Genomic DNA, 22,501 nt, shown 5'->3' with positions numbered 1-22,501 from the left:
GCCTGACCGCCCTTGCTTTTGCTTTACAAAAAATCTTAGTAAACTAACAAGCGACCGATATCAACCGTTGGACGGTGACCACATTGTGCAAGGTCTTGTTTCCATCTGTTACCACCAACTGTAATAGTTGATGCATCGAAGGCGATTGGATTTTTATATTTGTCGGACTCAATTTTGCCGGAACCGATAAGTTCGTTGCAGCGACCTTCAACTTTTAAGCTGTAACCAGCAGATGACACTTCAACTTTATCGCTACCCAGTTCCATCACAGCTGTCGAAGAAAGGACTTTTACAGTGGGCTCATTCAAGCTCGCTGCATCCACCACGATCAACATTTTCAATGAATAGTCGTCTTTTTTAAAGCCCTTATCGCTACCCGCATTGAAGTTACCTGATGCTTCGACAACCAAGTTCAACTTGGATGCATCTTGAGCATCCACTGTCAGGTTCGCAGCATATGAATTTTCAAAAACATTCACGAATGTCTTTTTCAAATTAACTGCATCTGCAGTTGTTTTGATTTTTGTTGCAGAAATGGAAACGGCAGAAGTAGCACCATTGATAACCACATCGAAGCCCTTAGACATTTTGCCTTTGAACGAGCCCAATTTATTATCGTAGTTTACTTCTTCTTGTGTCGAAGAAATCTTGAAAGTCGTTAGTGACTTTTCACTGTCAGTCACTTTCTCGCTCAATGTGTACAAAGACTTTGTCGCGTCTGCGTGGCCCAACGCCAATTGTACCAACTCCAACGCCTCGATTTGTTTTTCCATGATCACTGACGATGTCGCGTAGGCACCTATTTTGAAAGCGCCTTTTTCATAAGCACCGCCGCCTGTTTTTCCTTTTGTCCCTTTTGGATATTTGATTTTCGCCATAACGTCAGGCGTGCCGATCTGCTTATCTTGCGGAGTGCAAGCAGTCGTTAAAAGTGCAGAGGACAAAAATAGAGCGGAAAATACTTTTAGGCTTTTCATAGGGGCAGAATCTAACCCGATCAGGAAGATTCCGCCAGAGACAAATCCTCTTTTACAGGGGTGTCAAAATTGTGAACAGACAGCGGATGCCGCCATTGTTAATTTTGATCTCCTTTTCGATTTTATAGCCGTTAGGGGCCGGATCGACCTTATCCTTTTCCGGATATAGGATCCCCAGCTTCTGGGGCTTGTAAAGACGACACAGCTCCGCCGCCAGAGCTTTAAGCCCACCCTTCCCAGCCACCGGCAAACGCTCCCCATAAGGGGGATTGACCACCATCCACAAAGCCTGAGGGGCCTTACCGATCGGAGAAAGTGTGTCCGTACCTTGAGGGGCTTCCAGGGAGTTTTGGGCCCAGAATTTGTGGTCCTGGGGTTTAAATTGATCCCTTTGATAGGCCTTTAGCTGAGACTCAACTTCGGCGAAGTTTTTTTCGGTGATGTTAGGCATCTCGGGATTGATATCCATGCCCAACAAAGCCTTAAACGGAGCACGAGCTGGAATTTCATAGTTAAAAGCAAAGCTTGGAGACAAGAAAAGCTTTGGGCATTTCTTCCATTGTTTGAAGGCGAAATCCCTTTGGAACTGACCGGACCACAAGGCGCGCGCCTCTGTCAGGAAAGTTCCTGATCCCATCATCGGGTCACATAAAGTAGCCCCAGCTACTTCACCTGGAGTTGCTTCGCCGATCATTTCACGCAGAAGTTCAGCAGCGATCGTTTCACGCATTGGGGCTTCACCTTTAAGTATCGACCATCCACGCTTGTGCAAATGCTCGCCTGTGGCATCGAGACTGATCGTGCAAAGATCATCATCCATACGGATATAAATCGAAGCACAAGGTGTTTCACCTGTTTGACCTGCGAAAATTTCAGACAAAGCTTTTTCAGCGCTTTCTTGCAGACGCTTTTCGTTGTTCAAGCGGCTTTTTTGCGCAGCCACTTCCCACTCGACGTTGCCGTGCTGAAGATACTCTTTCCAAGGAAGGGATTTAAATTTTTGATAAAATTTTGGCAGATCTTTCGTTTTGAAAGACGTCATACGAAGCAAAAGACGATTGGCAGTTTTCAAAAAGAAATTTAGTTGCAAGGCTTGAAACAGCTCCGTCTCAAATTCCAAACCTCCCATCATCACTTCCACTTCGGGGAATGACAACGCGTGCGTCTTGGCATCTTTACCTAACAAATAAGGCCAGACCTCTTTCATCTCCAAAAGAGCAGTGTTTTCAAACCCAAGGGGCGTCGAAATAAAGAATTTCACGATTAGAATCTCCAGTAAGCATCAAACAGAACGTAATAACCATCCGTCGCGGAAAGCTTGAATGAAGAAACATCCGTGGCATTAAGTGATAAGCTGAAATGAAAACGATCCCAAATTTTCACATAGGTTAAATAACCACCCAGTGCTTTGGTTTCAAAGTTATACGAAGGACCCAGTAAAACACGATCCCAGTTGTCGCTGATAAACTCGTACCCCGTTTGGAAGGACGTCGTCCCCAGGGACTTTACTGCCGTGATGTCAGAGGCGTTAGCAAAAGACATTGCCGCCACCGTGAACATGGTGTGAGAAATCACGCTTTCCGAAGAAATAGAATCCCAGTACACCGTAAAGTTCAGAGTGTTAGAACTGTCACTGGGAACATGGGCCGTATTCGCGCCCACAGAAAATGTATTGGAATCGGACTGAAAGACGCGGTATTTCGCAGAGGCATTGTAAGCTCCTGCGATATCCCCCGTTAAAACTGTTCCCACTGACAGTTTATCCGTCACACCGAAATTGGCCTGACCGTACCAAGCTAAAAGATATTCGTTCTGCCACAATGTCTCGGCCGTTTCACCCACGGACACACCTTGAGTGAACAGAGGTTTGTATTTAGCGGAAATATTTTTTCCACGGCGTTTGATCAATAAATCCGTGGTGCCCTTGTACTTGTCATTTTCTGACGACAGATTGATGTGACTGATTTGATCGCCAATCTGAATGAAATGCAGGCGAGATTGGCGCAAGAGTTCCGCCGTGATTTGATAAGTCCCATCTTCATTATTGGAAACTCCTAGAATTTCCAAAAACCCGATAACCCCTACCCCACTTTTTTGTGATTCAACAGAGACTGTCTCGCCCACACGCCAGTCGTTAAAGTGCGTGTTGGCTTTGAGGGTCTTGTTATCAAGAAAGGTATCGATGCGAGCTGTGGCATCTTTATTGGCATAATAGGCAGGCTCAGAAGCAGGTTCACGAACAACGATGGGGACTTCTTCATCCATTGCATGGGCATTTGCCATCGCCACTGGCGACACCAAACACAACCCAAAAACTGCTCCCCAAAAACTAAACCCCAACATTCCAAAGACCTTAACGTACTTTGGGAAGCTGTTCAATTTCGGAAGACTATTTTACGAGGATTTTTGCTTTATTTTGCGCTGAATAGCCTTGAGCCGATCTCTGTTGCTGCGCGGCCTTATCCATATCTTTCTGCTTGATAACTTTAATCACGCGAAGAAGGTTCATTCGCGTTGCTTCATTCATCCAGATCTTCTGTGCTTGGAACCATGCTAATTGAGCCCCATTGCCCTCTTTGCCATAGAATACGAGGTAAGCAAAACCTTGGTTCAACAGGGTTTCCATCGTCACAGTGGTGCTTTTCTTAATAAACGGCATAAAGCGTGGAGATGCGGCATAGACCTCATCCAGCGACAAAGTCTGATTACGATCTTTATCATAGCTCACCATGATCGACTCGATGTAATGGATGATTGTCACCATTGTTCTGATGTTGGCAACCTCAACCAAGCCTTCGTCTTCTTTATCAGAAACGCGAGACAGGAATCGCAATGTTGAATAGAACTCAGTCCATTCCGCCGGAGTCATGCGCGCAACCCATTTGGACATCTCAGGCAAGTTGTCAAAATGCTTGTTGAACTGCAAACGGAACTGACTTTCAAAGCACTTATCATTCAAATAATAAAAGCCCAGTGGATCTGTATCTTCACGCAGCGACAAACCATTCGCTTTACCACAGCCTTCGACCAACATGTCATTATAAATCGATGCCGAAGACGACAAGCCTGCACTGAACAGCAAGCTCACGAACTCATAGGTCTCCCTTTGATTCATGTAATCATCGCCATTACCACTGAACGTAAAGAAATTCGCCTCTTGGAACGAACGCGAAGCCGTATTGCCCGTACGTCGATCAAACGCTTTAAGGTCAAACATCAGCTCTTTAAAATCCTCGTACCAAGTGTATAGGCCCTCGGGTTGGATCGTCGCTTTTTTAAGTTCACCACTGGTCTCTTTACCATAGGCCAACATCAGGGCACGGGACATTGCACGCATCAAATTTGATTTTGTAAGACCGGTCCACGTGGTCGAAAGAGTATCATTATTATTGTATTCTTCAATACGCCCGTTTTTATTATAAACGATCAAAACATTGGATTTTAGTAAATCTCCAAAGTCATTCCAAGCATTCAACAAAGCCGTTTGTTCGTAGGGATCTGATGACAAACCATTATTAATCACCGAGCCGTTATCGAACTGTTTATAGTTCAACAGGAGTTCGTTTCTAGGGATGGGAGCATCCACGGAACGTTGGCCTTGCAACTGAGAATCCGCAAAGCTTTGGACTAATCTCCAAACATTGTATTCACGACGTAAAGCGACGATGTGCTTTTTCTCAAGCCCTAATATACCTCGAGAATCTCCGTTACGACCCGGTTCTAACAATCTCAAAATGGCAGCGCGATACAAAGTCTCGACGGAAACAGGGCGAATCTGAACAACTTTTTTTACCTGGGGCAGATTCAAAATCGTCTCAATTAAATTATCAATATCTTCCAATGGAATCATGCCACGGGTGGTGATTTGAGGACATCCTTCGATCAAGTCAATCGCTTGACCAATAAACTGACTGACTTCGCGCACTTTGGTTTGATTGCTGGTATCGAAATTATGAATCACGTAGTGGTACTTTAGGAATAAGCCGTATAAATCCACCAAGCTGTTCAGACTGCCCTTCCACTGACTGAAGGTTGCAAGCTGAGCTTCCCGGCCCATCAGCACATTCTTAACCACTTCCACCACAGGCAGCCACTGCGATACACGGGCCTCTGTGTCTTTTTCTTTCACGAATTCTTTGAAACCTTTGATCGCACGTTTGCCGTCTTCAAAGGAATAATCAGAACGGCTGAGCTCGGTTTTTTCCAGTAAACGTTGAGCACCGATGCGCAGTTGCTCTGTCGCTGCCGAAACCTGCTGCCAGTTCGCCTCGTCCACTTCCGTTTTTAAAAGCAATAGCTTGATATGCGGCGCTAAATCCACCGCCTCATCACGTAAAATCGCCAGCACTTCGACCAAACGAGTGATTTCATCCTTAGTCAGATTATTATTCGAACCACCCAGAAGGGCCTTTTTAATTTTCATCAATTCCAGAGCGAACTCCGGAGTCACAACGTTTTCTTTTAAAAAATACTTACTGAAGAAACGACGCATTTCTTCCACTGTGTAGGCATTGCTTTGCGCCCCGTAAGTTTTCTTTTGGAAGTACACCAGGGCTTCGCGCAGACAATCCACCGAGATAATGATTTCTTTAGATTCCGCATCGCCTGTTGTTAAGCGTTTCAAAGAAGCAGGCACATCTCTTAAACAGACCAGCTTATCATTAGCGAAATGCAGTTCTTCTTCTTTGGTCTCACGGCCATTGATAAAATCGCTGCAACCCACCACGGATGTCGTCATGATCAACGAGGCCATTAATAAAGAGAGCTTATTCTTAAAAGACATAAGCTGCTCCTAACATCAAACGGTCGTTGTTTGCAAACTGCGCCAGTTCATTTTGATTTTCTTTTGAAGTGGGACCGGCTTTGAGCATTTGCATCTCGCCAAAGAAGGACCACAAGCCTGACAAGCGCAGACGAGTATGGACTCGGAATAGTTGAAAATCATTTTTATCAGACATCATGTAGCTTACTTTGGAAAGCAAGCGGCGGGCTTTGCCTAAGCTCAAGTTGTTCAATACCGAAATCTGGTTGGCTTCATAGAATGGATACAGATTCGTCAATGGCTCATTGGCCAAGTCCGCCCCTGTCTCTGTCACTTTACCGCCATAGATATCCAAGCGCATGATATTGAGGGCCCAGTTTCCATTGTCCCACTCGACAAAGGGACTTACTAGCAAAGCATCTTCGAAAACAGGTTGAGTCCAATCTGGATCATTAAAAACATTTTCTTTTGTGGGGCGATCCAAAATCGTGCTAATCCCCATACGCAAACGGCCGGTTTTATAAGTTAAATCCCCGCCAGTGAGCGAGTGATAGAAAACTTGGGGACGCAATTCGACGTTCCCTTTTAAAGTGCTCAGATCAAGACTGCCTTGATAACCAATCGCCAACGTATTATCGGGTTTATAAATATAGCTTAACTGTGCCTTTAAGCCATTCGGGTCCCCGACGGCTATCTTTGCACCATAGGAGTTTTGCACGACAATTTCGGTCGTGTTTGGTTGATTCATGTTGTACTGCATTTGAGTGGCTTCATCCCAGATGCGCACACTTTGTGGCGGTTGGTGAAACCACGGATTTCCTTTTACAAAGTCCCCGTCTTCGATTTCAAAGCTCGGGCCTTGGCTTGGAATATAAATAGGCGAAGCAAACAAAGTGAATGAGTATTGTTTGCCTTCTGTTTGCCAGAAAATACCCGACAGACCTTGGCGTTCTGGAGCCAGTGGGTTCCATTTAAAAAGAGGCTCCCACACGCCCAATTCCCAACGCGCGTCGAGCTCACTCCACAGCATTTTTTTACGTCCTATAAAGAACGTCTCTGTGTCACTTTGTTTGGTTTGCACATAAAATTCAGCGATATTTAGATAATTCAAAAGAGGCGAACCCACCGCCACACCGCCGGAAATATCCATACGAAGTGCTGCGTCTGAAAAGGGCTCGGTCTTAATGCCGGCACCCACAAACTGGTAGTTATTTTTCTGCGTAGCTTCAAATTCTGGGCTGATAAAGGAGTCGGAGAATAGCTTCATTTCCGTGCGCACTTGGGCCACAGCGAAACCTGGGACAGCTAGCACTGCCCAAAAAACAATCAAATGAAATATAGAAGCCCCTTTGGGGGGTCGTCTAAATAACATAGTTCTCCCTATCCACCGCTTATACTTCACAGGCCGTGCCCTGGTGAGGCGGATTTTAAGGGGCAGAGCCATGGAACGTTTTAAACAAGTGACCTTTTTGGGCGCCCTTGCTAGGATTCAGGCATGTCTCAAACTGAGACCCGCAAGGGTGCTAAATTTTTAATCATTCGCTTCTCAGCGTTTGGCGATGTCGTGCAGACATTAAGCGTTCCTTCAGCAATTGCGAAAGCATTTCCTGAAGCGCAGATCCATTGGATCACACGCAAAGACATGGCACCTTTATTAAAAAACCATCCGCACATTCACAAGGTGTGGGAGTTTGATCGCAAGGCGGGAGCTTTGGGATTAGCAAAACTTGTGTGGTCTATGCGCCAAGAAAACTTCACGCATATTTACGATGCCCACAACAACTCTCGTTCGCGCATCATTTCCATGATCTTGCGACCTTTCGGTTTTATTGGAATTGGTCCCTACTTTATTCGCAGATCCATCCGTCGATGGAAAAGACTTTTGCTTTTCAAGTTCCGCATCAATAAGTTCGAACAGCCCTTTAATGGGCAACGTGACTTGTTGGAACCCTTGCAACCATGGGGTGTTTCTAAACTAGCACCCCCTGCTCCGCAAATTTTCCCCAGCCAAGACGTGATGGAAAAAGCTCGGGATATTTTGGGCGAGTATATGAATGCAGTTGCTTTAGCGCCTTCCGCTGCTTATTTCTTAAAACGTTGGCCTAAGGACTATTGGAAAGAGTTGATCCAACTGATGCCCACTCAAAAGTTTGTCCTTTTGGGCGGACCAGAAGATTCTTTCATCGAAGACATCCATGCTGTAGCTCCTGATCGCGTGATGAATTTGGCTGGCAAAACATCTTTGCAAGTGAGTTCCGCAGTTGTGGGTCACTCCCGCGCCGTAATTAGTAACGATACAGGTCTTTTGCACGTGGCAGAACAGCTTGGGAAACGCACAATTGCTTTGATGGGCCCAGCTCCCTTTGGCTTTCCGTCTCGTCCGACAACTAAAATCATGGAGCTTGATTTGTATTGCCGCCCTTGCAGCAAACATGGTCAGGGTCCTTGCGTGAATAAAGAAAAATTTCACAAGTGCTTGGTAGATATTACGCCGGCACAAGTCGCTGAACAACTTCGCAGCATCCTTGAGGAAACAAAATGAGCGTGTTGGTTTTCTGGCTTTATAAGTTTGTCATTGTTCCCCTAGCCTGGATGGTCTTGCAGATCCTGCGCCCTTTCATCGGTGGAAAACTTCGTGAAATGATCGAAGACAAAAATCACAGCTTTTATAAAATGGTTCATCCAGGAACTGAAAAGTTAATCACTTTGCACCGCCCTTTGTGGATTCATGCCGCCAGCGGCGAAATCGAATATGCCCGGCCCGTGATCCGTGAGTTTAAAAAGAAAAATCCAGAGATTCCCGTCATCGTGACCTATTCGTCTCCTTCTGCGAAAAAGATTTTAGAAAGCATGCACGATATCGACATGTGGGCAGCATTGCCCTGGGATTTCGATTTCCTAATCACTGCCTTCATTGCTAAATGGAATCCCCGCGCTTTGCTTTTTTCGCGCACCGATGTATGGCCGGTACTGGCTCGTACTGCGAAAAAGAAACGCTTAACCGCAGGACTTTTCTCTGCCACGTTTGCCGACAATTCTTCACGTCTTAAAGGCTTATCAAAATTCCTGACGAAGTATGCAATGAACCAGTTGGATGAAATCCACTGTGTTTCAGAGGAAGACCGCCGCAATTTGTATTTGCTAGGTATTAAAACTCGTATCGAAGTCAGTGGCGACACCCGCTTTGATCAAGTCTTTCACCGTCTGGAAAACCCCAAAGAGTTGAAAAACGAATTGATGCCCTCGACAGACGAATTCGTTTTTATCGCAGGTTCCACATGGCCAGAGGATGAAGCTGTTTTAGTTCCAGCCTTGGCGAAACTTAAGCGCGACAATTTGAAAATCATTATCGCACCTCACGAAACCACACCTGAGCATTTGGAAAAACTGGAAAAACAATTCAGCGATGCGGGCCTCCCTTATGTACTTTACTCGAAATCCACACAATGGCCCGTGGGCAGTATTTTGCTAGTGGATAAAGTCGGAATTTTGGCAGAGCTTTACACGTGGTCTGATGTCGCCTTCATTGGTGGCAGCTTTAAGAAGCAAGTTCACTCTGTCATGGAAGCATTGGCTGCGGGATTGCCCGTTTTAGTAGGTCCTCACCATCAGAACAACCGCGAAGCGTTGTTCTATCAGAAAAAGAATTTCTCCTCCGGCATGATCGTGCAAGTGGTGCACTCCTCGGAAGATATCATGGTATTGATCGATCGTATGCGTAAGAAGTCTTTTGCATTCCCTCACATCAAAGAGGAAATTCGATCAGAGATTGGTAAAAATAAGAATTCCACCCAAAGAGTCCTAAGCAGTTTCTTTTAGTTTAATGGATCGCTTATTTCCCCAAAGAACCTGAGCCATTCCTAGCCCCTGTTAAGCAAATTTTGGCACCGGGGGCGGCCTCACGTTTTTAAGTCTATTGTATTTGTTTTAAGTATTACAAAGCGTGCACGGAACTTGAAGTAATCCCCCGTAACAGGGGTTTTATGAAAACGTCCGCTATGACAGCACTTTGTCTCACTTTGATACTGGTAGGCCAAGCTTGGGCTCAAGGTACGTCTGTGACAACAGTATCTAATGACTCTGAGACTAAGAAGTTCTCGGCGGAATGGCGTATGTCTATGAAAGGCCAAAGCCAAGAGGACGAGCAAACCCAAGCTAAATATGTAGACCTGCGCTTGGAGCTTAAATCCAAATATGTCTTAACGAATTCCCTTTATATTGATTTCCAACCTGGATTCCGTGTTGTTTCTGGCCAATCTCAGACAATCGATGGCGCCGACAGCATGAAAAACGCGATTCTATTGAATCAAGCCGGTTTGATGTATAAACCTGCGAATTTCTTTCAGTTGGCAGCGGGAGCTTTGGACCAACGTTATAACCATACTTCATTGTTAATTGATTCAATGGCTTTCCCGTCTGCGCGCATGCAAAGCCTTTTCAGAATGGGTTCAATGGTATCAGGTTTCGTGGTTGAATCTGCGATTCCAACTTCGACTTCTTTAAGCACAAACACGCAAGAAAAAGAGCCCACTCCATCTTTGAATTCCGCGTCTGTTCGAATGAACTTTATCCCTTCTAAAAATGGCTTTTGGAAAAACAAAATCGGTTATTTTGCTTACAGCAACCTACCTTCTGCAGTGGCTCAACAATCTATGCTTTTGGGTAATGAAGTGAATACGATTTCAGATGCTCACTATGAATTTGTTAACAAATATGCGGGTGTTGAAGCTGGAACCGAGATTTCTGTTCCGGTCAGCACGTTGCTGGATTTAACATTGGAAGCTGAATACGTAAAAAACACTCAAGCTGCGGACAATGTAAATACAGCGTACTCAGTTAAAGGTGGCACTAGAATTCACGTATCCTCCGCTCTTGATTTCAGCGTTATGGCAAAATACTTCTCAGTTGCTCCAGAAGCAGCGGTTGCTTACTTCAATGCTCGCGGTTACGAAACAAACCGTATCGGCTATGAAGTTGGCAGCTTTTTCTCATTCTTGAAGCAAGGTTTCGACCTTGGGGCTTCATACAAAGAATCTGAAGTTATGTTTTCGAACACCGTTCAATCACGCGAGAAGTTTATTATGATCAAGCTGGAGACTTTCTATGCAAACATCTAAAATGTATTTCGTAAAATTCATTTTAGGGTTGAACCTTTTGACGTTGGCAGCTTGTAATTTGCCTTCGCCTAAAGATAAAAACGAATCAGGCTCACAGGCTGCGACCTTTAATATCGACAGCATCAAAGGAACTGCTTCCACAGAACAAACTGCGGGCGCATTCGCATTGCCTGACTCTAAAGTATTTAACTTCTCTGTTTGCGTGAAAGATGTTGCTTATAATAAGACAATCGCGGGTCACAAGTTCATGATCCAAGAAACTCAGCAAAACATTACTTCTGATGCTGCTGGTTGCATTAACTGGTCTGAAAAAATCAAATACAACTACCTGGCTGACTCTCAATATATTGAGATCAAACGTCACATCCAAGGCCTGGGCTTGCAAAAAGGCACACGCGAAATCGACCTTGCGATCAACCCTTGGTCTCATGGGGAATCTTTGCCAGCAGTTGTCGATCTGCGTAAAGAGCAAGTTGATAAATTGGTCTCTGATAAAAAAGCAGTTCAACAAGCATTGAAGGGCTTCTCTGCTGACGATCAAGTTCGCACGCGCAAGTTGTGGGTTGAAGACGGTCGTTTGTTCGTTACTGAGAAAAAGATGACAACAGAGGGTGTAAATCTGGAACTTGAGTTCCGTGGAAATCCGGCTCCTGCCATTCAATTGACGAAAATGAATGGCGAATTCGTTTTGAAGTCCCTGGCTGCAGGTACCTTCAAAGCCCGCATGAGCTTGATCCATATTTATACTGAGAATAACAAAGAAGTTCACCGCTTGCTTGCACAGACATCCGAAATGACAAGCACAATGGAAAACGGCTCTTTAGGTCTGAAATCCGTACTTTCTTTGAGTGCCATCCCAACTCGTGGACAAGTGGCATTCGGTCTTGAGTTGACGGCTGTCAATGGCCCAGAAGGCTTGATGCCTTTTCAAGGCTTTTACATGCTGAATGAGTACGACCAAATCAAAGGTTCGAACTTTTTGAAAATCAGCTCTCAAGTCGCACAATCTAAAGATTTTAAATTGGCTGAATACATCAATGCCAACATGGTTCAAGTTTCTAAAACAAACGCGAACGCGGTTGACGATGAAACTTACCAGAAACCTAAAATCGAAGTTTCACAACTAGAGTTTAAATTCATCCGCGTGGGTGAAGAGACTACTTCTATGCGTGAAGTGATTTACTCTGTAAAAGCTTGCGTTAAAAACGGTTTGGATCAAAAGTCGACTCGTGCCCACACGTTCACGGTGACTAAGTTCCGTCAAACAGAGGCCGAGACTGCACAAAAGGTGAATATCAAAACAGATAACAACTCTTGCATCACTTGGGATGAAAGCATCAAATTTAAATACTTTGACTGCCAACGTTTCATCAAGGGTTCCGTGATGATCTCTAATAAAGAACTTGGCATGAACGAAACACTTCCGATGTTGGTAAATCCTTGGGAAACTTGGGGTCCCACAGCTCGTGACCTTCGTTACGTAGATCCAACAGAAAAACTGGTTTTGGACTGTAAGCAAGAAAACCGTCCACGCACGCAATTGATGTTGGACGCTTACAGCTACAACACAGTGTCTTACAACTACTCTGTAGACACGATGTTCAACCTGACTGTGACTAAGAAAATCCAAGTTCGTATGGATCCACACTTGCTTGTGTACTCAAGCTTGTCGAATGGTCGTTCTGAAGTTCAAAAACTTCGTGACGGTACTTACTTGTTAAAAATGGCTGTTGTTAAAAATGCGGATTACGACTCAAACAGAACTTATGTAACTTCAGCACAAAAGCTTGTGACTGTTCTGTCAGGTCAAATTAATACGGAGATCCAATTCCAAACTCAAGACCTTAAGGCCTTGGGCAGCCGTAACACAATGTTGATTGAGATCTATCCTGTGGATGAGACTAAAATCCAAGTCGGCAAAGACTCCCAAATTGCATTGAAAGATGCTAAAGCCTCTTTGGATTCAGCGATTGATAAATCAACAGGACTTGAAACGCCGACATTCATGGGTCCTTTCACTTTGAACGTCGATGAAGCAGGACGTAACGTTCGTATCGCCGACCCTGCAGCTGTGAATCAGTTCTTGATCAATGGTCAAGGCGCGAATGTGCAAACAAGCATCATCAGCAAAATCATGGCTCAAGGTCAACTTGAACAACGTGAACGTTTGAAAAACTTGGATGCGATGTCAAAACCAGTGGCGTTTGCGATGCAAAACAATTTGGATTTGATAACGTTGAACACTGCTGCAGAAAACAACACTCTGGGTGGCCTGGTTCCTGCCCTTGCCAACCGCGACCGCCGCTTGCTGACAACTAAAAAAGATCTTATGAACGTGATCGCAACAGGTAAACTGACAGCGGACATCGCGCAAAAACTTTGTGTCTTTTGGGCTCAGGACTATTTGCCGCGCATGAATAAAAACAAAGGCGGCACTCTGCAAAATGATGCTGTCATGACTTTGGCTTCGGATTGCTACAGTGCTGTTAAGAAAAATCCTGAAGCGTTTTTCCAAACTGAACGCCGCTTGGTTGCTAAACAGGTTATTGGCAGCCGTTACCTACAAGGTTTCAACCAAGGTTTAAGCGTGGGTACGAGCTTTGCGATGAGCCGCTCTAAGTCAGAGACGTTCTCTCGCAGTGTTGGCGCTAAAGGTGGTTTGAACTTTAAGTTCCTAGAGTTCTTCTCTGTAGGTGCTGATGTGGGTATGAACTTATCGTGGTCAAACTCCCACGGCACAAGCAATGGGGTCAGCGTAAATACGTCGACAACCATGACCGTTCAACAAAGCAAAATCAAAGTGCGCGTGGCGAAATACGAACAATGTGCGATCGTGAAATTGAATCCATCGTTGTTCATCAAAGGTCAAAAATCATGGTACGACTTCCGTCGCTCCGATTACTTGAACACTTTGAACCCACGTTTGAGCGAAAACGAAGTAGCGGCTGCGGTGACTCGTGGTCTGATGCTGTGTGAAGGCACTGACAGAACATTGCCTGTCGACGTGACTGAAAACTACTATATGATCGCTCAAGAGACTTCGAGCACACAAATGCAAGACAATGGTGACGATCGCAATCGTAACTTCTTCCTGGCTTTGCGCTCGACGAATGACTTCAACAAGTTTGTGACTGCGATCAAAGGCAATTCAATCATGCCTCACTCGACGCAAACTTCTGAGCAAATTCAGAACGACGCAACCAGTATGATTTCTCAGATCTTTGGCTTCGGGATGCCTGCTTCGCCTGGCATGTTCCGTAACTAAACTCTTTTCGTAAATTACGTCGAGACGGGACCGAATAAATCCCGTCGCCCTTGGGTGGTGGTATCTCCGCGACCCGCCATCCAGGCTCAGCCGTGGCTCGCCTTCGGCGAGTGCGCGCCGTCGTGGCGCCCACGGAGGTCGCTGCGTTACCACCACCCAAGTCCGCCGGGACTTATTCGACCGCTGACTTATTTTCTTACTTGTTTTTGTCACTCTTGAGGTAGGAGTTCGACAGTCTCTTCTTCGATAAGATCGTTTAGGTTTTGGGATTGGAGATTTTTGTGGCTGTCGGGATTTTATTATTCAAATTTTTGTTTCATAGCTGTTGTATTGGTGGCGGCGACGTATTGAGATTGTTTGTCTCATTTTGGGACACGGCACTTGGATTGCTATTTCTATTGTTGCTGTGACTTTAAAGTTTGCTCGCCTTTTCTTGGGCTTTATTTTTATTTCTCAATCGGCGTTGGCTCGGGCTCCCCGTTGCGAGGGTGTATTTGAGGCTGATTCTCAGGTACGGCTGGCTGCGCGCGAGGTGCTTTCTGAGCACTATGACTTGGATGGGGCTTCGTTGCTTCAGACGATGGTTTTGCGTTTCAGTGCTCGGCAGCTGGCACTTCATAAAGAGCCTACTTCGGTGGAGCTTCGCGAGCGCGTAGTTCGTATTGATCGATTGATTCAATTGACGGCCCGCTTGAGTCGAGATTCCTCGATTTCATCTTCGGCGCCATCTCGCTGGGTAGAGCGTGAGGTTTTATCACGTGGGCTTGAAGGATTGATGAAAGATCATGGTTATGATCAAGCTCGCACCCGGGGAATTCTTCGTAAGATTTTTTCTCATCGTGCCGTCCAATTTTTATTAAACCCTGCAGATCTTCCTTTTGTTGCAGATCGAACTCTCCCCGCTCCAATTATAGAACGAATTCTTCGTGAGGGGCCGGAATCTGCGCGCGCGGAAATCAATGCTCACTATCGCTCCCAAAATCAAAATTATGTCGATGGTTATCGTCACTTTGCAAAGGCCTATAAAGTGGTAGCACTGACTTTATTCGCTGTTCTCTCATGGCAGAGCTATGAAGACACGATGGCAAACATCAATGAGAAAAAGAAAGGTCAACTTAAACAGTCCTTGGATAATATGGACGGCTTTCTGAATGAACTAGATCAAGAATTTGAAAAACGCGGGCTTTATAAAAAATAGATTTTAAAAACTGATTAAGGGAGAGATTTATGAAAAAGAAGACGGTTATGATCGCAACAATGGTATTGGCTTTCAATGCCCTGACACCTCACATGGCCACGGCGGCTTCCTCGGGGATGTCAGAGCGCCAACAACAATTGATGCAAATGCTGGAGGAAAAAGGCGCCAAAAAAACTTTGGCGCAAATGAGCGATGAAGAACTTCTGCAAGCTAAAGAAGATCTTCGCCAGATCATCATCGCTTTGAAAGCAGACTTTGACGTTGCCGAGACCCGTGACGGTGAACGCTTTGGATACACATTGCGCAAGACCGGTTTAGTTGGAATCGGCGTGGGCGGTATGGTTTTGGTTGCTGGTGTATTGGGCGATGAGGTGTCTTCATCCAGAAAACTTTCACTGACAGCGGGAGGCGGCGGCGGCCTGGTTGTTGGCCTGCTCATGGGTGGAACGATGAGTGCGGCTTCTATCGCGGCGGTGGTCTCTGGCCAAATGATGATCTGGCTTACTCCGAGCGAAGCGGCACAAGTTCAAGACCGCATTGAGTTGATGGCGAAAACATTGAACATGCTTGATAAGCGTTTGAAGTAACTAGTTTCCGATTTTTTCTAAGGCCCAAGTTAAAACTCGGTTGAGTCTTGGGCCGAATAAATACTTACACTCATCCGGCGTGGCCCAACGATATTCCTGATGTTCGGGTTGCCCCAACACCTCACTGACGCCAAGTTCGATTTCCGGTTGGCCTTCGATCTTTCCAAGATAATACCTTGCAACTTTGCCTTGAGCATAGCGTTCTGTTTCATAGTAATCATGACCAAAGGGAAAATCCGCATTGATCAATCCGGTTTCCTCTTTCATCTCGCGAAGGGCTGCCTTAAACGGGTCTTCTTTAAATTCAACTTCGCCCTTAGGAAAATCCCAGTAATTAAAGCATCTCAAGATTAAAAAGCGTAGGTGGCCGTCCTTTGTTTTCGTGAAAGGAACAACTCCGGCTGAAAATGTATTTCTTGTCTGCATTATTTCAAAGTCTCCTTAAGAAACTGAATGGAGCGGTGGCCGAACCACGAGAACGACTCCCCGTTCACAATGGCTCCTTCCACGCCCAGTCCCTTAAGGTCGGAGATTTTTTTGGCGAATGGGAAAGGCTCTGAGGAAAACAAACACAAAGCGTTCGGGTGATCTTCAAGTTCAATCACAGGATACTTTTCACCCTCAGGAAACTCGACAACTTTCATGCCTAATTTATTTAAAACAGATCCGATATAGGTTTCTTTGCTGACTGCCATCCAAGGTTTTTTCCAGATAAGATACAAAACCTCTTCGTAGTTTTGCGAAGGGATCTTTACCCACTCCATAAATCCTGGAATTTTCTTTGGATCAAATTTCGGCGTCGGCTTTTCTAAGACATCCAATGCATCAACAGCCAGCTCCATGAGGGCCGCGTTTTCAAAAAATTCGCCCAAGCGCACCAGTTCTTTTTGCAAAGTTTCAATAGAATGAACGTGCGTGGCCACATACTTGACGGGACACTCCTCCGCCATTTCGTAAGGATTTTCTTCCTGATCCAGCAGAACGATATCGGGCTTCAGATCCATAACAAGATCCCAGGAAACCTCTTTGGTTCCGCCGACAATCGCAATATTAGATACTCTGTTCGCGGGATGGATACAAAAACGCGTGCGGCCGACAACATTGATTCCAGCTCTTAGCAATGTCTCAGTCCACGATGGGACCATACTAACCACACGCATTTTTATGTCTCCTTAAAAGAAGACTACATGGCAGGTGCTAGAGCTCTTAGCAATGTCTCAGTCCACGATGGGACCATACTAACCACACGCATTTTTATGTCTCCTTAAAAGAAGACTACATGGCAGGTGCTAGAGAGTCAAAATCTGCTTCCCCGTCATAATCATAGTCAAAGTCATAGAACTGACGACCATGAGGCATTCCATGCAAAACGCCATCAACCATCACATAACCAGAGTCATGGCGATTGTTCGTTGATTCATGCACCCAATGCAGGATTGCACCATCTGGGGATGGTTTGTAGTGACCTGCTTTGGCGTTAGAGGTGATGTAATCACCACATGACTCAACCGTTGCGCCCACGCGAAGATTATCGATTTCGCGGAAGCTTGTATTATAGACGACCTCGATTGTATCACGAGGTCCTTCCCCAATTTTCACCTGAAAGTGCTGATGGCTCGCCTTACCCGCATAAATATTCGTTACCACTCCATAGATATGGCCCCGATTTTTATACTGATTCTTAGTTTGTTTCTTCCAAAGCAGAACTTGCTCATTATTGACTGGAAGAACTTGCCCATTTGCGATGCAATCCGGCGCTGCCTCTGTTGCGAATGCGATGGATCCCGATAAAATCAGACCCAAAACTGACGCTAAAATCCGTTTCATAATGCACTCCTTTGCATTTCAAAATCGTCCAACACTTTTGCGGTCAATACTAGTAAGATGTGCCGCTTCATTGTCAGAGTTTTGTTAACCCCGCAGAGCGAAAATAGAATGAAAACTTGATTCCTGTCAGGAGGCAGAACACTATATCGCCTTTGCAAATGTGAGGTATAAAATGACGCAACTATTCCCAATTCAGGAAAAACCAGCTCTGAGCCCGTACAAAAAAGGCGATGTCCTTGTTCTATTCGGAGAACTTTTCTCTCGCGGATATGCGAACGGACTTGTTGAAGAAGCTGAACGTCGTGGCATGACGATTGTTCGTGCAACTGTGGGTCGTCGTGAAAAAGACGGTTCTTTGCGCGCATTGAATGCTGAGGAAACAGCAAACATCCCTCAACCATTTATTAATGTTCCCTTGGAAGCTGGGTTTGATATGGAGCCCGCCTCTAATGGCGTCACTCCATGTGATCAATTGGCAGGCATCAAATTGGGCGAGTGGGAAAATGCCAAGCTTGATTGGAAAGCGATTGATGAATCACAAAAAGCAGGTTCTGAACGCTTTAAAAAGAACACGGAACTTTTCGTTAAAGAACTTGAAAAGCACATCCCGGCAGGTGCGAATGTTGTGTTCGCTCACTTGATGGCCGGTGGTGTTCCCCGCACTAAAATCATTATGCCGATTCTAAATCGCGTTTGTAAGGGCACGGGCGATCGCCACGTGGGCTCTCAAACTTTGATGGATTCTGAAATTGGTCAGTTCTGTTTACGTAATTTTAAAGAAGTCACCGCTGAAACTTTCAAACACTTGGTTGAGATCTCTGCCCCACTCCGCAAAAAGTTGGAAGCTTCGGGCAGCCACGTTTCTTACACAGCGTACGGTTACCATGGCACAGAAGTTTTGATCAAAAACGATTACAAATGGCAGACTTACACTTGTTACTTCCAAGGTTGGGCGAAGATGGCTCTTGAAGACTATGCTATTGCCTTTTCAAAACAAGGCACGAGTTGCTGTGTTTACAACTGCCCAGAGATCCTTACAAACTCGTCTTCTGTGTTTCAAGGTGTTGAAGTATCACTTTATCCTTTGGTTGCAGCTATCCATAAAGACGCTGGAGATAAAGAACACGGCAGACAGGTTTTAAAACAATGCCAAGAGCTTTTAAAAGACGGCGTGACATTTGAACACATCAAGCAATTCACCGACGAATATCTGACAAACCCACTGACTTTGGAGTTTACAAAGTACGACAAATGGCCGCAACATACTCGTCAGGATCAGATGGAGTACATGTTGAAGTCTTCCGACTATCTATTTGATTTACATAAAGATCAGAAGAATTTGATCACCGCAGTTTTATCTGAAGTGGTCTTTAAATCTTGTGGCTATGTGATGCTTCATGATTCATGGGCTCCAAAGTCACCGGTTGCTTGGTTGGGCCACGATATCGTAGCTCGCTGCATGTAATCTACACTCCGGCTCCACTGGAGTAGAGGACGTCATAAAGGGGTAAAAAAAATGTCTGTTGTTGCGGGGGCCGATTGGAGTTATCAAAAATATAAATTCCACGGCTTATCGCTTTCGGGGATTCGCACAGCCATTGCCATGCCGGACCTTTCTTTAAGTTTCGACGTGGCTCAGGGCTACCCTTACCTGTTGACCCTTAAAAAGTTTTTTATCAGCCACGGTCACTTAGACCATGCCGCTGGAATCCCCTATATCATTTCCCAAAAAGCCATGACGTCGCAAAACGCCGCGCAGTTTTATATGCCGACGTCGTTGGTGGCACCGATGACCAATATCATGCGGGAATGGGAAAAAATTGAGCAACATCAGTACAAATTTGATTTCATCCCCGTGAAAGCTGACGACGAAATCGAGATCAACCAGAATAATTATGTTAAGGTGTTTCCAACTACCCACCGAATTGAATCTTTCGGTTATACCCTGTTTGAAACGTCCAAAAAATTGCGCGCAGATCTGGCGGGGCTTAGCCAGGAAGAGATCGTAAGTCTTCGCCGTAAAGGTGAAGAGGTGAACGAAGTCCATCACCACCCGATGGTGACTTTTACAGGTGACACGCAGATTGAATTCTTGGATTCACGTCCTTGGATTAAAAAATCCAAAATCCTTATGATGGAATCGACATATCTGGACAACAAGCGCACCATCGCCAACGCTCGCGAATGGGGCCACACCCACATTGATGAGATCATTCCGCGCCTAGACGAAATCGAATCAGAACAAATTGTCCTGATTCATATTTCCAGCCGCTATCCTGATCACGAAGCCTTGAAAATTTTGAATCACCGTATTCCTGAAAAACATCGCTCTCGAGTTGTTATTTATCCAGGACGATAGGTGGGAGAACTTTGAAAAATTCACTTTCGAAGACCGTGTCAGTGATGTGGTCGCGGTGATCGACAGTCTTCCTCCGGGCGGAATCACCATCATCTCCCTAAAAAGCGCCCAGGTCGAGTCTTGGGATCAATCATGATCGACGTTCGTGAATTTTTTGATTCAATCAAAATCCCCGTTTTGGTTTTTAAGGGTACAATCAAAGGACATTTGCTTTTAGATGACCAGGCCAAGAAACTTGAATCACATAAGAACGTTCAGCTGATTCGGCAAAAACATTCCGGGCATTTGCCAGAGAAAAAAGATCACAAGATATTTATCGAAGCCATTAAGGACTTTATTTCCACGGCCGGATATTAGCCACACCCGCTCCGGCTACTGAGTGCATCATTTTCTGCAATAAAAAAGGCCCCTTTTGGGAGCCTTCGTAAGAATCTAAATTTGCACTTAGTTCATCAGAACAGATCGTTTAGATCCATCCAGATTTTACGATTTTTTTGCTTCTTGCTTTTAAAATAATCAGTCCACTCTTGGGGGCTGCGCTTATTCCATTTTTCAGCCAAGTTGGCAGCAAATATCAGTGGAGAATAACCCTGACCAATTTTGTCTTTCGGTGGGCGAATCGCTGTGAGCATTTCAGGGCCATAGAATGCAGATGGAACTAGGCGATCACGATCTCCCAACTCTCCAATGATCACAGCATTGTGCACTTGCCCCAAGATCGTGCGAGTCAACGGTCCAGACGCTTCGTTTGATTTAGGAACCCCTGCAGATCCAACAAAGATCATTCCGCTGTCGGCTCTTTTGTTCAAAGCTTCTAAAAGGGCCTTGTTTTGATCGTTTGATTTCAAGTTGAAATCAAAGAATACGAAACTTGTATCCGCCGGCAAAGAGCCAATGCGCTCTTCCATGGCCGCCTCATCCACAGCACCATCGGCTGTGTAAGGAGTATAATTGATGATTTCGCAGTTTTTACAACTAGCCGTGCTGTCAAAGACAGGCTTCACTTTCAATTCAAAATCAGCCTGATTTTGCAATCCGAAATAAACCACACGCGTTTTACTTGCAGGAACTGAAGCTTGCGCCAAAGCACTGCCCCAACACATTGCACCTAGAAGACTTACTGTCACAATTTTTTTAATAGTTCTTATTTTGCTTGATGCCATAGAGTTCAAGTTTGCCCTCCCCCTTGCTTTGCTGTCGACTTTTTTAATTATTTATTGAACAATGCAGCATATGGATTCATGGAGTGCCGTACAGCTATTTCATACAGGTGATACTTATTTTGAAAGTCTCTTAAAGGACATTCAAAATGCTCAAGATAGCATCACTATTGAAAGCTATATTTTCGATATCGACAAGCTGACAGAAAACATTCTTCATGAACTTGCAGCTGCGGCGAAACGAGGTGTTTCCGTAAAGTTGATCCTTGATGGCTTCGGTGCTTATTATAGCATCCCGCAAGTTTTAAAATTCTGCCAACAAAATGGCATCGAACTTCGCGTATTTCACATTATGCCTTACCCATCTTCCTGGCTTCGTCGAGTCCCCGCTTTTGAATTGATCCGCAAAGCCAGTTGGTGGCGCCGTATGAATCGGCGCAACCATCGCAAGGTTTCTATTTTCGACGAAAAAATCGCTTATGTGGGAAGTCTCAACTTCACTCAGGTTCACTGCGCGAAATATATGGGAGAGAAAGCATGGAGAGACACCGGCGCCCGAGTTGAGGGTCCCGCCGTTCGTCAGCTGGTGATCGCGACACAGATCACTTATCTGCGCACTATATATAAGGGCTTTTTATCTTGGATCAGTCGCTGGCGGGAACCGTCGGCTCCATTAAGCTCTGCCGTTCAACTCAATACGACGCAAAAGATGCGTAAACATCTTTATCGCGACATGCTTCGCAAAATTTCCCACTCACAAAAGCGTCTTTACATTACGACGGCCTATTTTTTGCCGAAACGTTCCCTATTACGCGTCTTGATACATGCCAAAGAGCGTGGAGTGGATGTCAAACTTTTGATTCCTGGTAAATCCGATGTTCCCTTTTCTAAATGGGCTTCGTTTTTCCTAGTGCGTTTCTTGATTCAAAAAGGGATTCCTGTTTACGAATATCAGAAATCGATTTTACATGCGAAAACCATGGTGATTGATGATGATGTCTTTGTGGGATCATTCAATTTAAATTACCGCAGTCTTTTTCATGATCTGGAGGTGATTGCACACTTCAAGGACGAAAAAACACGGGAAGATATGCTGACACAGTGGAATGAGGACATTTCCACTTCACTGAATATCGGCGAAAACTCTTTTGCAACAACGTCCTGGTTGTTTCGCACACTCTCAAAAATCGCATTCCGCCTGCGTTACATGCTCTAAATTTTGCTTTGACCTCAGCCTTGGTTCTGGCCG

Annotated in this window: 19 protein-coding genes; 10 read left to right on the top strand and 9 right to left on the bottom strand. The window is 45.1% G+C overall.

The window, feature by feature from the left end; all coding sequences use genetic code 11:
* Positions 1-35: 35 nt before the first annotated feature.
* The 5 genes from B9G69_RS11585 to B9G69_RS11565 are packed head-to-tail and all read right to left on the bottom strand — an operon-like array spanning position 36 to position 7,069.
* A complete protein-coding gene (locus B9G69_RS11585; RefSeq protein WP_088614907.1) occupies positions 36-977 on the bottom strand; it encodes a hypothetical protein in 942 nt (313 codons plus the stop codon).
* Positions 978-1,029: 52 nt separating this feature from the next.
* A complete protein-coding gene (locus B9G69_RS11580; RefSeq protein ID WP_254916809.1) occupies positions 1,030-2,238 on the bottom strand; it encodes an RNA methyltransferase in 1,209 nt (402 codons plus the stop codon).
* A 2-nt stretch (positions 2,239-2,240) separates the two neighbouring features.
* Complete coding sequence (locus tag B9G69_RS11575; protein WP_254916810.1) at positions 2,241-3,356, bottom strand: hypothetical protein; 1,116 nt, start codon at positions 3,354-3,356, stop codon at positions 2,241-2,243.
* Positions 3,357-3,366: 10 nt separating this feature from the next.
* Positions 3,367-5,760: a hypothetical protein gene (locus tag B9G69_RS11570; RefSeq protein WP_088614910.1), complete on the bottom strand. Its 2,394-nt coding sequence runs from the start codon at positions 5,758-5,760 to the stop codon at positions 3,367-3,369.
* Positions 5,750-7,069, bottom strand: coding sequence for a hypothetical protein (locus B9G69_RS11565; protein ID WP_254916811.1), 1,320 nt, complete (start codon positions 7,067-7,069; stop codon positions 5,750-5,752). Before B9G69_RS11565 ends, B9G69_RS11570 begins: the two co-directional genes overlap by 11 nt.
* Before the next feature lie 165 nt (positions 7,070-7,234).
* Here B9G69_RS11565 and B9G69_RS11560 point away from each other — a divergent pair, with 165 nt between their 5' ends.
* The 6 genes from B9G69_RS11560 to B9G69_RS11535 all read left to right on the top strand — a co-directional run bounded on the left by B9G69_RS11560 (position 7,235) and on the right by B9G69_RS11535 (position 15,906).
* Positions 7,235-8,281: a glycosyltransferase family 9 protein gene (locus tag B9G69_RS11560; protein WP_088614912.1), complete on the top strand. Its 1,047-nt coding sequence runs from the start codon at positions 7,235-7,237 to the stop codon at positions 8,279-8,281.
* Positions 8,278-9,558 carry a 3-deoxy-D-manno-octulosonic acid transferase gene (locus B9G69_RS11555; protein WP_088614913.1) on the top strand — a complete coding sequence of 427 codons (1,281 nt, stop codon included), beginning with the start codon at positions 8,278-8,280 and terminating at the stop codon, positions 9,556-9,558. The genes B9G69_RS11560 and B9G69_RS11555 overlap by 4 nt, the downstream gene beginning before the upstream one ends.
* A 179-nt stretch (positions 9,559-9,737) precedes the next feature.
* The gene (locus tag B9G69_RS11550; RefSeq protein WP_254916812.1) at positions 9,738-10,856 is read left to right on the top strand and encodes a hypothetical protein; all 1,119 of its coding nucleotides are present in this window, start codon (positions 9,738-9,740) and stop codon (positions 10,854-10,856) included.
* Entirely contained in the window at positions 10,843-14,121 is a 3,279-nt protein-coding gene (locus tag B9G69_RS11545; RefSeq protein WP_088614915.1) for a hypothetical protein, read from the top strand. Before B9G69_RS11550 ends, B9G69_RS11545 begins: the two co-directional genes overlap by 14 nt.
* A 406-nt stretch (positions 14,122-14,527) precedes the next feature.
* Positions 14,528-15,319 (top strand): hypothetical protein, encoded by a 792-nt coding sequence (locus tag B9G69_RS11540; RefSeq protein ID WP_217897680.1) that lies wholly within the window; start codon positions 14,528-14,530, stop codon positions 15,317-15,319.
* A 29-nt stretch (positions 15,320-15,348) separates the two neighbouring features.
* On the top strand, positions 15,349-15,906 hold the full coding sequence (locus B9G69_RS11535) for a hypothetical protein (RefSeq protein ID WP_265437756.1): 558 nt from the start codon (positions 15,349-15,351) through the stop codon (positions 15,904-15,906).
* On the opposite strand, the gene B9G69_RS11530 is transcribed toward B9G69_RS11535, so the two are convergent.
* The 3 genes from B9G69_RS11530 to B9G69_RS11520 all read right to left on the bottom strand — a co-directional run bounded on the left by B9G69_RS11530 (position 15,907) and on the right by B9G69_RS11520 (position 17,733).
* Positions 15,907-16,332 (bottom strand): NUDIX domain-containing protein, encoded by a 426-nt coding sequence (locus tag B9G69_RS11530; RefSeq protein WP_088614918.1) that lies wholly within the window; start codon positions 16,330-16,332, stop codon positions 15,907-15,909. It abuts the gene before it with no gap.
* On the bottom strand, positions 16,332-17,066 hold the full coding sequence (locus B9G69_RS11525) for a helical backbone metal receptor (RefSeq protein WP_254916813.1): 735 nt from the start codon (positions 17,064-17,066) through the stop codon (positions 16,332-16,334). The genes B9G69_RS11530 and B9G69_RS11525 overlap by 1 nt, the downstream gene beginning before the upstream one ends.
* 115 nt (positions 17,067-17,181) lie before the next feature.
* On the bottom strand, positions 17,182-17,733 hold the full coding sequence (locus tag B9G69_RS11520; RefSeq protein WP_088614919.1) for a DUF3465 domain-containing protein: 552 nt from the start codon (positions 17,731-17,733) through the stop codon (positions 17,182-17,184).
* Between the two features lie 172 nt (positions 17,734-17,905).
* On the opposite strand from B9G69_RS11520, the gene B9G69_RS11515 reads away from it, so the two are divergent.
* The 3 genes from B9G69_RS11515 to B9G69_RS11505 all read left to right on the top strand — a co-directional run bounded on the left by B9G69_RS11515 (position 17,906) and on the right by B9G69_RS11505 (position 20,449).
* Positions 17,906-19,198: an enoyl ACP reductase FabMG family protein gene (locus B9G69_RS11515; RefSeq protein ID WP_265437755.1), complete on the top strand. Its 1,293-nt coding sequence runs from the start codon at positions 17,906-17,908 to the stop codon at positions 19,196-19,198.
* A gap of 51 nt (positions 19,199-19,249) precedes the next feature.
* Entirely contained in the window at positions 19,250-20,092 is an 843-nt protein-coding gene (locus tag B9G69_RS11510; RefSeq protein ID WP_088614921.1) for an MBL fold metallo-hydrolase, read from the top strand.
* 132 nt (positions 20,093-20,224) lie between these two features.
* A complete protein-coding gene (locus tag B9G69_RS11505) occupies positions 20,225-20,449 on the top strand; it encodes an alpha/beta fold hydrolase (protein ID WP_088614922.1) in 225 nt (74 codons plus the stop codon).
* A 95-nt stretch (positions 20,450-20,544) separates the two neighbouring features.
* Here B9G69_RS11505 and B9G69_RS11500 read toward each other — a convergent pair whose 3' ends face one another.
* Complete coding sequence (locus B9G69_RS11500) at positions 20,545-21,255, bottom strand: hypothetical protein (protein WP_088614923.1); 711 nt, start codon at positions 21,253-21,255, stop codon at positions 20,545-20,547.
* 70 nt (positions 21,256-21,325) lie between these two features.
* Here B9G69_RS11500 and B9G69_RS11495 point away from each other — a divergent pair, with 70 nt between their 5' ends.
* The gene (locus B9G69_RS11495) at positions 21,326-22,468 is read left to right on the top strand and encodes a phospholipase D-like domain-containing protein (RefSeq protein WP_088614924.1); all 1,143 of its coding nucleotides are present in this window, start codon (positions 21,326-21,328) and stop codon (positions 22,466-22,468) included.
* Positions 22,469-22,501 lie beyond the last annotated feature (33 nt).

Origin of the sequence: Bdellovibrio sp. SKB1291214, assembly GCF_002209355.2 — a bacterium.
Lineage (GTDB): Bacteria > Bdellovibrionota > Bdellovibrionia > Bdellovibrionales > Bdellovibrionaceae > Bdellovibrio.
This window is presented reverse-complemented; position numbering and strand designations above follow the sequence as displayed.

What these genes read in the sequence shown, in the direction of transcription:
- B9G69_RS11585 (WP_088614907.1), bottom strand. Translation starts at nt 977, where the DNA reads ATGAAAAGCCTAAAAGTATTTTCCGCTCTATTTTTGTCCTCTGCACTT.
- B9G69_RS11570 (WP_088614910.1), bottom strand. Translation starts at nt 5,760, where the DNA reads ATGTCTTTTAAGAATAAGCTCTCTTTATTAATGGCCTCGTTGATCATG.
- B9G69_RS11560 (WP_088614912.1), top strand. Translation starts at nt 7,235, where the DNA reads ATGTCTCAAACTGAGACCCGCAAGGGTGCTAAATTTTTAATCATTCGC.
- B9G69_RS11555 (WP_088614913.1), top strand. Translation starts at nt 8,278, where the DNA reads ATGAGCGTGTTGGTTTTCTGGCTTTATAAGTTTGTCATTGTTCCCCTA.
- B9G69_RS11550 (WP_254916812.1), top strand. Translation starts at nt 9,738, where the DNA reads ATGACAGCACTTTGTCTCACTTTGATACTGGTAGGCCAAGCTTGGGCT.
- B9G69_RS11545 (WP_088614915.1), top strand. Translation starts at nt 10,843, where the DNA reads ATGCAAACATCTAAAATGTATTTCGTAAAATTCATTTTAGGGTTGAAC.
- B9G69_RS11535 (WP_265437756.1), top strand. Translation starts at nt 15,349, where the DNA reads ATGAAAAAGAAGACGGTTATGATCGCAACAATGGTATTGGCTTTCAAT.
- B9G69_RS11530 (WP_088614918.1), bottom strand. Translation starts at nt 16,332, where the DNA reads ATGCAGACAAGAAATACATTTTCAGCCGGAGTTGTTCCTTTCACGAAA.
- B9G69_RS11525 (WP_254916813.1), bottom strand. Translation starts at nt 17,066, where the DNA reads ATGCGTGTGGTTAGTATGGTCCCATCGTGGACTGAGACATTGCTAAGA.
- B9G69_RS11520 (WP_088614919.1), bottom strand. Translation starts at nt 17,733, where the DNA reads ATGAAACGGATTTTAGCGTCAGTTTTGGGTCTGATTTTATCGGGATCC.
- B9G69_RS11515 (WP_265437755.1), top strand. Translation starts at nt 17,906, where the DNA reads ATGACGCAACTATTCCCAATTCAGGAAAAACCAGCTCTGAGCCCGTAC.
- B9G69_RS11510 (WP_088614921.1), top strand. Translation starts at nt 19,250, where the DNA reads ATGTCTGTTGTTGCGGGGGCCGATTGGAGTTATCAAAAATATAAATTC.
- B9G69_RS11505 (WP_088614922.1), top strand. Translation starts at nt 20,225, where the DNA reads ATGATCGACGTTCGTGAATTTTTTGATTCAATCAAAATCCCCGTTTTG.
- B9G69_RS11500 (WP_088614923.1), bottom strand. Translation starts at nt 21,255, where the DNA reads ATGGCATCAAGCAAAATAAGAACTATTAAAAAAATTGTGACAGTAAGT.
- B9G69_RS11495 (WP_088614924.1), top strand. Translation starts at nt 21,326, where the DNA reads ATGGATTCATGGAGTGCCGTACAGCTATTTCATACAGGTGATACTTAT.